Source organism: Cellvibrio fontiphilus (genome assembly GCF_042646205.1).
GTDB classification, from domain to species: domain Bacteria; phylum Pseudomonadota; class Gammaproteobacteria; order Pseudomonadales; family Cellvibrionaceae; genus Cellvibrio; species Cellvibrio fontiphilus_A.
The window spans coordinates 149973-162260 of sequence record NZ_JBHRTF010000002.1 but is presented as its reverse complement, the minus strand read 5'-3'; the positions used below and the strand labels follow the sequence as shown (position 1 = coordinate 162260).

At 51.3% G+C, this 12288-nt stretch carries 9 protein-coding genes; 2 read left to right on the top strand and 7 right to left on the bottom strand.

What is annotated here, in order from left to right; genetic code table 11:
• Positions 1-169 precede the first annotated feature (169 nt).
• The gene (locus tag ACFODX_RS02595; RefSeq protein ID WP_378115760.1) at positions 170-1264 is read left to right on the top strand and encodes a sensor histidine kinase; all 1095 of its coding nucleotides are present in this window, start codon (positions 170-172) and stop codon (positions 1262-1264) included.
• 44 nt (positions 1265-1308) lie between these two features.
• On the top strand, positions 1309-2058 hold the full coding sequence (locus ACFODX_RS02590; RefSeq protein ID WP_378115758.1) for a LytR/AlgR family response regulator transcription factor: 750 nt from the start codon (positions 1309-1311) through the stop codon (positions 2056-2058).
• Positions 2059-2167: 109 nt separating this feature from the next.
• Here ACFODX_RS02590 and ACFODX_RS02585 read toward each other — a convergent pair whose 3' ends face one another.
• The 7 genes from ACFODX_RS02585 to ACFODX_RS02555 all read right to left on the bottom strand — a co-directional run bounded on the left by ACFODX_RS02585 (position 2168) and on the right by ACFODX_RS02555 (position 12237).
• Positions 2168-3880, bottom strand: a complete 1713-nt coding sequence (locus ACFODX_RS02585; protein WP_378115756.1) for a cellulase family glycosylhydrolase — start codon at positions 3878-3880, stop codon at positions 2168-2170.
• Positions 3881-4206: 326 nt separating this feature from the next.
• Complete coding sequence (locus tag ACFODX_RS02580) at positions 4207-4755, bottom strand: hypothetical protein (protein ID WP_378115754.1); 549 nt, start codon at positions 4753-4755, stop codon at positions 4207-4209.
• 325 nt (positions 4756-5080) lie between these two features.
• Entirely contained in the window at positions 5081-8101 is a 3021-nt protein-coding gene (locus ACFODX_RS02575) for a TonB-dependent receptor (RefSeq protein WP_378115752.1), read from the bottom strand.
• Positions 8102-8216: 115 nt separating this feature from the next.
• Positions 8217-9281, bottom strand: coding sequence for a FecR family protein (locus tag ACFODX_RS02570; protein WP_378115750.1), 1065 nt, complete (start codon positions 9279-9281; stop codon positions 8217-8219).
• Complete coding sequence (locus ACFODX_RS02565; protein WP_378115748.1) at positions 9281-9835, bottom strand: RNA polymerase sigma factor; 555 nt, start codon at positions 9833-9835, stop codon at positions 9281-9283. Before ACFODX_RS02565 ends, ACFODX_RS02570 begins: the two co-directional genes overlap by 1 nt.
• Positions 9836-10063: 228 nt before the next feature.
• Positions 10064-11074 carry an alpha/beta hydrolase fold domain-containing protein gene (locus ACFODX_RS02560; RefSeq protein ID WP_378115746.1) on the bottom strand — a complete coding sequence of 337 codons (1011 nt, stop codon included), beginning with the start codon at positions 11072-11074 and terminating at the stop codon, positions 10064-10066.
• Between the two features lie 26 nt (positions 11075-11100).
• Positions 11101-12237 (bottom strand): pectinesterase family protein, encoded by a 1137-nt coding sequence (locus ACFODX_RS02555; protein WP_378115744.1) that lies wholly within the window; start codon positions 12235-12237, stop codon positions 11101-11103.
• Positions 12238-12288 lie beyond the last annotated feature (51 nt).

Genomic DNA, 12288 nt, shown 5'->3' with positions numbered 1-12288 from the left:
CGGCGCGCATAGGCTAAGATTCAGCTCTGAGCCGTGTTTAACCTATGGGTTATAACAGGGCTGGCTATGACAAGGCGGGCCGCCGCAGGCCGGGCATTATAGCCCAATGACTGCGAAATAATCGCGCCGCCGCCGGGGCTTTTATCCCGCAGCAATTCAGGAATCATTGATGAATAATCAGGACAAATCACCGGTCGCGGTTGCGAGTGAACCGACGCAGCCTTTCCTTACCGATTTATGCGGCAGCCAGTCAGTCTTTTTATTGGTACTGGTGGCAGAGCTGCTGGCGCTGTTGCTGACCATCAGTGCCTCATCGGGCTTGCAACATTTTGATTGGGACAAGCTCGCGCTTATCTCGGTGCAGATTCAGTGGGTGGTGTTGTGCAGCGCTATTGCACTGTGCCGTTTGCGGTTTTGGCTGGCGCGCCAAAGCCATGTGCGCGCCGGTTGTGTGAGCTACGCACTGGTGCTGGCCATTACCCTGGCGTTATCGGTCATCGGCCAGTTTGTTGTGTACGGCATGAGTAGCTTTGCGGTGTTTGGCGATTTTCAGTATGAATTTAATGCTTGGCAGCTGCTGAACAATATGGTGATTGCGGCAATCATGGCCGGTATTTTGTTGCGCTATTTATATTTGCAGCAGCAATTGCGCAACCAGCAGCAAGCGGAAATGCAGGCGCGTATCCAGGCCTTGCAATCGCGCATTCGCCCGCATTTTTTATTTAACAGCATGAATTCCATCGCCAGTTTAATCGCGACTGACCCGGACACCGCCGAGCGCGTGGTGGAGGATCTGTCGGAGCTGTTTCGCGCGAGCCTTGCTGAGCCGAGTTTGATTCCACTGGAGCGCGAATTGAGTTTATGTAAACACTATTTGGATATTGAGCAATTGCGTTTGGGCAAACGTTTGCAGGTGGATTGGCAAATAGGCGACTGCAACTCGCAATTAAAAATTCCCAGTTTGATGCTGCAGCCCCTGGTGGAGAATGCGATTTTTCACGGCGTAGAACCACTGCCGCGCGGTGGGCGCATCACGATTCGCGTATCGCAAAATGACAAGCAGTTGAGCATTGTCATCAGCAATCCCTATTTACTGGTGAAAAAAAATCATCACAACGGCGAAGCGGCGCAGCGTCACAATCGCATGGCGCTGGATAATATTCGCCGCCGCCTCACCGCGCATTTTGGCGCGGCAGCGCGGCTCTCCAGCAGTGCGGAAAATGGCGTTTTTACTACCTATATTTTTTGTCCACTCACCGCCTGAGGCGAGTGCAGTTTGTTGCAGGCTTTTATGTGGAAACACGGCTTATGGATATTTTAATTGTTGACGATGAAACCCTGGCGCGGCAGCGCTTGCTGCGCATGGTGGAAAAAATTGACGGCTTTCGCGTGGTGGCTGAGGCTGATAATGCCGAGGCGGCGCTGGCGGCTATCACCGAGCAAGACCCGGATATTGTGCTGCTGGATATTCGCATGCCCGGGTGCGATGGTTTGACCCTGGCCAAAGACATTAGCCAGTTGGAAGACCCACCGGCTGTGATTTTCTGCACTGCGTTTGATCAATACGCGCTGGATGCTTTTGGCACTAACGCGGTGGGCTATTTACTCAAACCGGTGAAAGCCGAGCAGCTGTTGCAGGTGTTGGAGAAGGCGCAAAAGCTGAACAAAATCCAGCGCCTTGCCGCGCAGCAACCCAATAGCCAACAAGCGGCGGCACGCGAGCACCAGCGCAGCCATATTTCGGCGAAAACCCGGCGCGGCGTGGAATTAATCGCGCTGGATGACATACGTTATTTTCAGGCCGATCAAAAATACGTGACGGTTTTTCATCGCGGTGGTGAACATTTATTGGATGAAACCCTGAAAGAATTGGAAGAGGAATTTGGCGGGCGTTTTGTGCGCATCCATCGCAATTCGCTGGTGTCTATCAAGCATATTGAAGCGCTGGAGCGCAATAACCAGGGCCAGTATCAGGTGCGCCTCGCCGATACCGAATCGCGCCCTATTATCAGCCGGCGCCATGTGAGTGATTTAAAAGAGCTGCTAAAAATAATCTGATGCCGCGCATTTGCGCATCGCAAAAAAATCGCCCGCGACTGTTAGGTTTAATCCGTAACAGTCCGGGCGATTTTTTTATTGCGGCTTGCGGGTGTTAGCGCAGTAAAAATTATTGGCAGTTAACCCTCGGGGTTTCCACACTGCCGCCGTTGGTATTGCCCTGGAAGCCTATTTCCACGCTTTGCCCCGCCGCGATAGTGCCGTTCCAGCTCACGCTGGTTGCGGTGTAGGGGTTGCTGCCGCTCAGGTTGGTATTCCAGGAGCTGGTGATGCGATTACTGCCGGTATATTGCCAGCTGGCGCTCCAGCCGGACTTGGTGCCAGAGCTGTTATTGGTGATGCGGATGGCGCCGGTAAAACCTGAACCCCAGGAGTTGGTCACCAGGTAGCTGCAGCTCAGGCCGCCCAGATTTGGCTGGCTGCTGGCAGCGCTGCTGGATGCCGGTGTGCTGCTTGCGGCCCTTGAGCTGGGTGCCGCGCTGCTGGCCGGCGAGCTACTAGCAGGCGAGCTACTGGCAATCGAACTTGAGGTGTTGCCACCTTCAATACCCCAAGGCGCAGGCAAGGCTGCACAGCTGGTGCGACCCACACAGCTCTGCCCATTTTCCCAACCCCAACCGCTCGGTGTATTGCTGCAAATCGGGTAGCGATTGCCGTACCAGTTACAGGTTCCACCGGTCGCCGAGGAAACACTGCTGGCAGCAACAGAGGAAGGGCTGGAAGATGCCGGAGCTACAGATGAAGTGGCCGATGATGACGGCGCTGATGATGAGCGGGGGGCCGCACTGGAGTTGGCACTGCTACTGGCCCCGCTGAAATGTGTCGCCAAGCGGGAGGTCGCCTTAATGCCATTGGTGCTATTGATCAGGTAATTGCCCCAGGGGCTAAGCGCCGCAGGGTTCCAGTTCAGCACTATATCCAGCGAGGTGCAGCAGCTGCCATTGCCGCTCCAGCTCCAGCCCAGGTAGCCGATCCCCATATCCTGCGCGTACTGCAGAATCGCTTCTTCCGCCACATTGCTGCCGTTATGGTCAGCGCCAAACTCGCCAACGACCAGCGCCAGCCCACGGTTCTGGAAGCTGCTCATGTAGCTTTGGACAATCGCGGCGCTGTTATATACCTCGTACATATGTACGGAGAAGACCACATTTCTGCGCGGGTCGGCGGCCAGAATCGCCGGTGCATTGTCGCGCATGGCGTTGGACCAATCCTGCCCCCAGTTGGCGGCGTCCACCATCAACATATGGGTCAGACCGCCTTCGCGCAGCGCACGAATGGCGGTGATATGGTCATTGGTATAGGTAGTGGCGGAGGTGCTGTTGCCAAAGGGTTCGTTGGCGATATTTACCACCACATAATCCTCCTGCCCGGTAATGGCCGCTTTGATGTCGGCGCTCAGCCAATATTCGGTAGCGCGGCTGATGTGGGTGGCGCCGCCACTTTCACCAAAGCCGGTGGAATCGTGCACTTCCAGTACACACACCAGTTTGTTGGCCTTGCATTGGTTGATGACGTTGGTGACATCCGCCCCGTTATTGCGCGACCACTGGGTGCCGTTGCTCAGCACCACCCTGACCGAGTTGGCGCCCGTCGCAGCTATATCCTGCAGGGATTGATTGAGCCGGTTGGTGTACCAGGCGTGGGGGTGATTAACACCGCGAAACACAAACGCATTGCCGTTAGGGTCAAGCACCTGGCTGCCATTCACCGCCCAGCCAGCAAAGGCCGGTGCGATCAGGGATGTGGCCAGCAGCAGTGACGCGCCCAGGGCCAGGGAGGTTTTTCTGATAAAAGAGCGTGGGGCTAATGTCAGGTTTTTCATAAGTATTCCTTTGGGCGCTAGGGGCAATTAGTCGCAGGCGCGCTTGCGGGCAAGCAGCCATCGAGCAAAAGCCATAACGCATTCACGTGGTTAGTTGTTGGTTATTGGGTGACACACGAAGCAGGTAAAACTACAGCAGTGAACAGCTACAAACCTGACGTTGGCCCTGTGGGTTTAAAGGCGATGCAAACCGGATTTTATTCTGTGGGCTGATAAGATTACGTCATGATTGTAATCGGTTACATAATAAGCCTATCTGATTTCCCTGAACAAGCCCTGTGCGAGCTTCAAGCGTCTAGTGGTGCACAGAATTGGGAAATGATGGGCTAGTCGGCGCCATGAATACGCGCGCGGCGGATGAGTGCTTTGGTAAGGGGGATAGCGATACTGGTATCGACCTCATCGGTCATCGTGAGGGTTATCCAGTAACTGAGGCGCTGGCTATTTAGCAAGAAATACACTTGTCTCTGTGTTTGGGTGGCCGTTTGGTACTCGTAAATTCTAAAGTGAACGGGATCATTTGAATGGGTAACAAAATGCCCGGTTTGGATTAGGTTGAAGGATTGATCGCTACTTTGTTTGCGGATTTCTGTTTCAAGGCGTCGCCACAAAACGCTATTTTTCTCCCAGCTTTTTATTTTGACCGCCGCAATAAAATAGCCCGGTTTGCCGGCCACTTCGCCAATAACCATAGGCTGCTTCAATGGGTTTGCTTCATCACCCAGTTCCAGCTTGAGTGAGTCAGGCAACACTATCTCTAAACCGGGCGCGAGTAGCACCCCGGGCGTACCAGCGGTTTCTGCATAAACCGCTGGCAAAGCCTGGCATAGGGCGGCGAGCATAAAGCCCAATTTGAAAATAGTTTTGATCGCCATTGGGTTGCGATTATCCCGGTGCTGTAGGGTAAAAATTATTGTTTTGAATGTCAGCGACAGCGATTGGTTGGTTTATTCACTGTCGTGACTTTTAAAATGCTAGCGCGGTGTTAACGCCATGTTAACAGATCAATCAGGCGCCAATCGAATAAATAAAGTGTAGTAATTGTTAGTGTGAAAAGATAAAAAATGAAAATAAAAAAAAGGAGGTCCAATGACCTCCCGGCTCCAACGTTAAGCCTCAATAGTATTTCTTGGGTAAAACAGCTATGTGTTTCAGAGTCTGAAACGATGAGTCTCGTTTGCAATCCATTGCAGAACGTTTTTAGAGAGAGTAACGAACTCCCACAAAAAATTGTCTTCCGGTGTGGTTGATTTCGCGGGTTAAATCCATGGTGCCATCACCGGTGCCGTAGATACGCTCTTCTTCGTCGGTTAAGTTGATAACTTCAAAAGTAACCGTCAAGTTATCACTGAAATGATAGAAGGATGAGAAATCAACATGGGTAGGGCCATATTTCATTTCCGCAACATGGCCGTTGCCACCAGGAATACTCAGTAAATAATCATCGCGGTTATTAGCGGATAAGCGCAGGCCGTATTGATCTTCCTCGTAGTACACCGTCATGTTGTAAGAGTTTTCAGAAAGGCCAGTCATGTCGCCTGCCGAAACGTGCGTGAAGTTGGTGACTACTCCCATGTTAGACATAAAGCCTGGCAAGAAACTCAAGGCTTGCTGATAAATCAGTTCATAGCCTTTTACATCAAAACCTTCGTTGTCGTTCACGGGAATGTAATGGGTGTAAGGCACTACACGAGGGTCGGCATTGTAGGCCGGGTCATATTGCGGATCTGACAAAATCGCGTCATGGAATTCAGCGTCAACCATTTTTTCTATGATGTCTGTTGTCAGTGAAGTAGTGACATTTTTATAGAAATAATTGACCGCGAGTAATGACTCCTCCGCAAAATACCACTCGCCACTCAGATCTATATCATTGGATTCGTAGGGTTTTAAACCGGGGTTGCCCAGGTTGCTGACCGTGCGCGTGGTATAGCCAAAATTAGGTGCCGCAATATTTAATGAGCCGAGGCTTGGGCGAGTCATGCTTTTGCCATACGACAAACGGGTGACTACGTCTTCAGTAACATCAAGAGCCAGATTCATGGATGGCAGGAAATTTTGATAATCGCGATCTACTTCTACTGCGCTGCCTTTAATCCAGGCTTGAGACGTAACATCGGTATTTACTGCACGCAAACCAAAGTTGGTTTTCAGCAGCATGCTACCCAATTCCACGTTGTTATTGAATTCAATAAACGCGGCAAGAGTCTCTTCACCCACGATCCAGGCCGCACCCAGGTTATCGGTATATTCTTTGCGAATAATATTGTCGCGGTAAATTGCATCAAAATCAGCAACCGGGAATGGCACCAGATCGCCATCAAGGCCTTTACCAAAATCGGATACCGGGAAATCTTTAAGGTAGCCCACCGCCGAAAAAGCAGCAGGGTAATTGCCTGAACCTTCACGCGACTCTACTTTGCGATCGTTATAGGCAATACCTGTTTTAATAGAGTAATCATCCTGATTAAACGTTAAATCAACTTTAGATGTTAAGTTATCTTTTTTTACATAATTGGAGCGATTGCTGGCGGTAGTTACCTGATAATTTTCCGGATCGTAATAGTCGTAACCTTCGCCCCAGGAAACTTTGGGAATATGTGGGTTATCGGTAAAGTCAAACGAGTACTGGTGTGAATCAGAAATATAATAAAAGCGAACTTCTTCGCGGTCTGCTTCGTTGGTTGCTTTACCGATCATTGCATTTAATGTGAATGATTCGCTCAGCTCGAATTCACCGGATAAAACATACTGGTCGAATTTTGAATCAGACGTTTGATCGCGGCTTTCAATCCAGGATTCAACATCATCATAGGTGCCAGCCAGAATGCGCTTGCCATCCGGGTGTACCGTGATTTCAAGTGGTGTAATCGCATTGTGAGTTAAAAACCATTCCATGGAGTTGTAGTTAACCCGGTCGTTTGACAATTCCGAGTGCAATATATCCAGTGTGATTTCAGCTTTGTCGCTCGGGCGATATTGCAGCGAGGTAGTTACACCCAAACGCGATTGATCGTTACCAAAATAATCGGCGCGGGGCAAACGTGGTGCCCACAGGCAATTGATGGGGGCAACAGCGCTGCCATTCAGGGCGCAATTATCTTCAGCAATATCGCCATTAACTACTGGGTTGGCAGTGGTGGGGTAAATATTGTTAGTGGCTACGGGCGTAGTCCAGCGTACTGTACCAAAACCTTCCTGACGAACGGTGCGATCTGAATAGGCAACCGAAAACAATGCACCCAGTGTGTCATCCAAAAATGTATCGCTGACCATCAATGCAAGGCGCGGATCACTTTCTTTACTCAAATCGTTATAGCCATTTTGTAACGAGGCTGCCGCTTTAAAGCCATCGAAATCAAAAGGTTTGGCAGAATACAAATCGACGGTGCCGGCTATACCTCCCTCTTCCATTGAGGCGGTAGAGGTTTTTTGTATATCGACACGATTAAACAATTCAGAGGCAAATACGTGGAAGTCAAACGCGCGGCTGGCATTGATAGTGACGCCGCCGGAATCCAATCCATCGCTACCTGCCGGAACTTCCATTCCGTTCAATGTGGTGCGAGTGAAGGATGGGCTAAAACCACGCAGGGTAATATTTCGACCTTCACCGCCCTCGCGCGAAATGGCGACACCAGGCACACGTTGAATGGATTCTGCAATATTCAAATCGGGGAATTTACCGATGTCCTCGGCCATGATGGATTCTTTGGCGTTAATAGAATTGCGTTTCTCATCCAAACTTTTTAACAGAGAACCGCGATAGCCAGTCACTACCAGTTCTTCAATATCTTTTGCTTGTGATTCTTGCGCTAAGGTTTGTGCGGTAGCAAGCGATGATATGGCGAGTACAACAGCGGTCGATAATTTATTTTTGTGCAGCATGGAATGCTTCCCCTCTAAATCGTTATCAGTTCGTATAAAGAGTTGGCCATTGTTATTTACTGATAGGTGCAGCCCTGAACCTTCAAGCAGGTTTATCGCGGCATCTGCTACCGAGTAAGTTCCCACCAATTCACGCGTTGTCACTGAAACGACCTTATCGTAGGGAACAATAATGGTCATGTTGGATTGTTGCGCAAACTCAGTGAGAGCAATGTCAGCTCTATTTTTGGAAATGTTGAAAGCAATCTCTTGTGCAAGTTCGTTGCCTTGGGCGTGCGCGTGATAAGCATGCGCAACTAACGAGGTGAGAACTGCAAAATAAAGCTTGTTCAATTCAACTTCTCCAGCGCGGTTTTGTGCCGCGTTAATAAGACGATTTAGGTGTTTTTTTCCTCCATATTAAGTTGTTAATTTTTTAACAACTTAATAAAAATTATTGCTGCACAGATTATTGTTGCATAGAAAGTTCAATGACTCCGTCGGCCGATCGTGTGCTGGTGATATTGAAATTCTCTTTAAGCGAGAGCAGTAAACCTTCTACATCTCCTGCTTTATAGAGGCCAGCAATGCGCACTTGATTAATGCGTGCATCAACCACTTTAAAATTATCGGGGGTGTAGCGGCTCAATTCATTTAATGCATCTTGGAGTGTTTCACCGCGAAATACCAAGTTGCCATCGCGCCAGGACAAACGATCATGAATCGCGGTAGCGCCAATAGCCTCCACCGCCGCCGCGTGTGTATTGCGCACACTTAATTTTTCACCGCGGCCCAACTCCTGAATGCTATCGGTGCCGGGGCCGGTAATCGCTTGGGTTATTTGGGCAATGGGTTTTACCTTGACGCGCCCCTCAGTCACTATCACATCGAAGTTCTGTTCATCTTTGAGATAAACATTAAACGCTGTGCCCACTGCCTCGACTATTTTGTCGCCGACCTGTACGCGCAGTGGGCGCTGTTTGTCATGTGCAACTTCAACCAGTAGCTCGCCTTTTTTTAATAACAACAGGCGCTGGTCGGTGCTGTAAGTGACTGAAACCTGCGTGTTGGTGTTGAGTAACAAACGGGTGCCATCGGGCAGGTTCACCGTGGAGTGAGCGCCAATGCCTGTTTCATAGAGTGTGTTTGATGGCTGGCTAGTTTGTTGCGAAAGCACGGGCGCCTGTTCAGTGCCGGGCTGGGTAAGCGGTGTTTGGGGCATAAATAATTGCAGGCCCACTACCGCCAGCAATGCCGAGGCGGCGAGTGCCCAAACCGGGCGCGCAAGGCTGCGCTTGGTGGATGCCGCTACTGATGGCGAATCAAACAGCTCGGAGAGTATCGAGAGTTTATCCATGCGATCCCAGAGTTGGGCCATTTCCAGCAGGCACTCTTTGTGTTTGGCGCTAGCCGATATCCACCGGCGCAGGGCTTCAGTTTCCTCTGCAGATAAGCCGCGATCCATGCGCGCTATCCAGAGACTGGCGTCATCGTATATCTGGTTTTCGGTCTGGAATTGATAAATTTTACTCATCACTTTATCTCCCGGCTCTTGCCGGAGTCATTGCCCTTGTTGGTGCAGGCTGGCGCTTGTTGCATATATTGGCGACAGCGGTTCAGGCCCATGGCGATATGCTTTTCAACGGTGTTTTCGCTAATGTTCAACTTATCGGCAATCTCTTTTTGTGAATAGCCGTAAACTTTCTTAAGCACAAATGCCTTGCGGCATTGCAGCGGCAGGTGGCGCACTGCCTCGCAAAAATGCTCAAACTCCCGGCTTGCAGCCACTTGGTCGTACACCTGATCCGCTTCCTCCACCAACCCATCCAGATTGAGTGTTTCATCTTCCATGCTCATGGTTGAGCGGGTTTCGGCGCGCTTGAGGTGATCCAGCGCCAAATTGCGCGCGGTGCGATACAAAAATGATCGCGGGTGCGTGACCTGCTCGGTTTTCACCGCACAGATGCGCACATAAGTCTCCTGCACTATGTCCTCGATTTCTTTCGGGGGCACCAGGCGGGAAACAGCCCTCATCAACCCCTTGCGGATTGACAGGTAGATGCTCTCCAGATTTTCTTGGTTGGTCATAGTTATTCTTGCGCCTATTATTTTGTCCAATCCCCCCGGCGGCTGGGTCGAGGGGTTTGTACTGTGACGATTGGCAATTAAAAATCCGCCAGTCGAAGCATCAGCATAGCATTGGGAGTGCAAATCCCCTGGCGGATTATTGCTTGTCAGGGCGCTCACCAGCTGCGCGGGCAACTGGTGAGCGGGTGTGAAAGGGCGGGCGAGGCCGGGAGGGAGTTAGGCGAGTGCCTAGCGCTGGATCGGGTGGTTGAACTGCTTGTCCAGAAACTCCACAACCACGGCGGCGGCGGGTTTGATCCAGGGCTCGTAAAGCCAGAAAGTATGGGGGGTATCCGGCAGGGTGACGACTTTGGCGGGGATGCCGTAAACCTGCATTTTACCGATCATCTCATCGCGCCCCACGTGAAAGCGCTCTTGGGTACTGTTCAGGAATAAAATGGGTGGGCTGCTCTCGCCAACGTAATAGGTGGGGGATGCGTCATGCCACAAGTCGCGTTGTTCGGCATAGCTACCGCCAAACCAGGAGCCTGCTGCGGAAGCGCCTTTGCCGGGGCGATCTTCGTGTTTGCGCGCTTCGGCGGAGGTGAAATCCGACAGCCCATCAATATTCAATATGACTTGGGCATCGCTGGATATGTTGCTGTGTGTGGCCTGCGGGTCAAAACGCCGCAGGCCATTGGTCATGCCCGTCAAGCTGGCAATTTGCCCGCCCGCGGAAGCGCCACCCACGGCGATGTGTGCCGGGTCTGCCCCGTACTGCCCGGCGTTGGTGCGCAGCCAGCGAATCGCCGCTTTTACGTCATACACGGCTGCCGGGTATTGGGCCTCCGGCGCTAAGCGGTAGCTGATCGTGGCGGCAACATAACCCGCCTTGGCCAATTCAATTGCCATGGGTGTCAAGTGAGTGCGGTAGCCGGAGCGCCAGCCACCACAGTGCACCAGAATCACTCCGGGAGCGGGCGTCGCCGTTGGGTTTTGGGCGAGGGCTTTGGGCAGGTACAAATCCAACTGCAACTCGCGTTGGCCGTAGCGCACGTAGGTGATGTTCTTGTGTTCAATCACCGCATCAGGCACCGCTGTGCTGGCAATCCCCTGAATAGAGGGAAAACTTTTTACATCCTGTGCGTAACGGTTTTCCACCGTGTAGGTGTTTTCATAGGGTTGTGGAGGCAGCGATGAGCAGGCGCCAAGCACCATACAAGCGCCCAGGGCGATGGTTTTTATCATGAGTATTTTCATAATTACTCCCGGTGTTGGATTCGGCGTTAGCGCGCGGGCTGCCAATCAATAAATATTTTTTCCAGCGAATAGCCGGCGGCCTGTGCATCGGTCAATTGCGGGCGCTGCTCATTGATTGTGGCGCCGGGGCCTGAACTTTGGTATTCAAAAAAGCGCGATTCTTCCGGGGTAAATATCCGGCTCTTGGTGCCGTCGGGTGCTGTGCCCGCCATGCTCGACCAACCTTGCGGGTGAATATGTTTATCCATAAAGGTGCGAATAAAAACCGCTTTGCCAATTGCATTCGGGTCGGCATAGCGACCATCGGGAAATGTTGTGGTGGGGTGCCAGGGGCGCCCCAGGGTGATGCTGTGTTCCGGCACACCGGCTTCGTAAGTCAGTTTGCAATCCAAAAATGTTAGTCCGAATTCGCGTTGGATATTGGTGGATGGTGCGGTGATAAAACTTTGGATTTCTCCCGCATTAAAACTGCTGTTGCGCGGGCGACTGATAATGGTGGATTGATCAAACACTGCATTGCCTTGACCAAAAATAAAATCCACATTGCCGCTAATAGCGCTTTGATAAAAATAGGCGCGTTTGCCATGCACAAATAAGGTGTCCTGATAGCCATTCAAAGTGACTTTGCTAAGGCTGACTCTGTCGCTGCCGGTATCCAATAACAGAGCCACAGCTTGGCTATCGCCCGCTTTGGTTGGGTCGTCATCGCCTTTGGCATCGTTGGTCAAATAATCAAAGGTATTTTCAATTGTCAGCTCGGCAAGGTGTACATCGGTGGAGTTAATCGACATTGTTGCCGAGCCGGGTGTGCCCCAACCATCGGCTCTATAACCGCGCGAATTACCGGCGTAGGCATCGAAATAAATAATGGTTTTGGCTGCGCCCTCACCGCGAATTTCAAGGTTGGGCCGAGTGATGGTTACTTTTTCTTTGTATTGACCCGCCTTGATCAAGACGCGGTAGCGCACTGCTGTATTCTCCGGTGCATCAGCAAGTGCTGCTTGAATGCTGCTGTAAGCGCCCGGTGTATTTGCATCCACTATGGCATCGTATTGGCGAAGCGTGGCCGCGGCGGGTTTATCTTTGCCAGGGGTATCTTGTTTTAGCTCACAGGCGCTTAGCAGTAAGGCGAGTGTTGCACTAACTATTGTTATTAATCGCATCCAGGGCGCTCCATTATGAAAAGGTTTGCTGCCTAGACGATTGTTGGCAAA

Excerpts from the sequence above, each read along its gene's own strand:
- ACFODX_RS02585 (WP_378115756.1), bottom strand. The coding sequence starts at position 3,880 with ATGAAAAACCTGACATTAGCCCCACGCTCTTTTATCAGAAAAACCTCC.
- ACFODX_RS02565 (WP_378115748.1), bottom strand. The coding sequence starts at position 9,835 with ATGACCAACCAAGAAAATCTGGAGAGCATCTACCTGTCAATCCGCAAG.
- ACFODX_RS02560 (WP_378115746.1), bottom strand. The coding sequence starts at position 11,074 with ATGAAAATACTCATGATAAAAACCATCGCCCTGGGCGCTTGTATGGTG.
- ACFODX_RS02590 (WP_378115758.1), top strand. The coding sequence starts at position 1,309 with ATGGATATTTTAATTGTTGACGATGAAACCCTGGCGCGGCAGCGCTTG.
- ACFODX_RS02580 (WP_378115754.1), bottom strand. The coding sequence starts at position 4,755 with ATGGCGATCAAAACTATTTTCAAATTGGGCTTTATGCTCGCCGCCCTA.
- ACFODX_RS02570 (WP_378115750.1), bottom strand. The coding sequence starts at position 9,281 with ATGAGTAAAATTTATCAATTCCAGACCGAAAACCAGATATACGATGAC.
- ACFODX_RS02555 (WP_378115744.1), bottom strand. The coding sequence starts at position 12,237 with ATGCGATTAATAACAATAGTTAGTGCAACACTCGCCTTACTGCTAAGC.
- ACFODX_RS02595 (WP_378115760.1), top strand. The coding sequence starts at position 170 with ATGAATAATCAGGACAAATCACCGGTCGCGGTTGCGAGTGAACCGACG.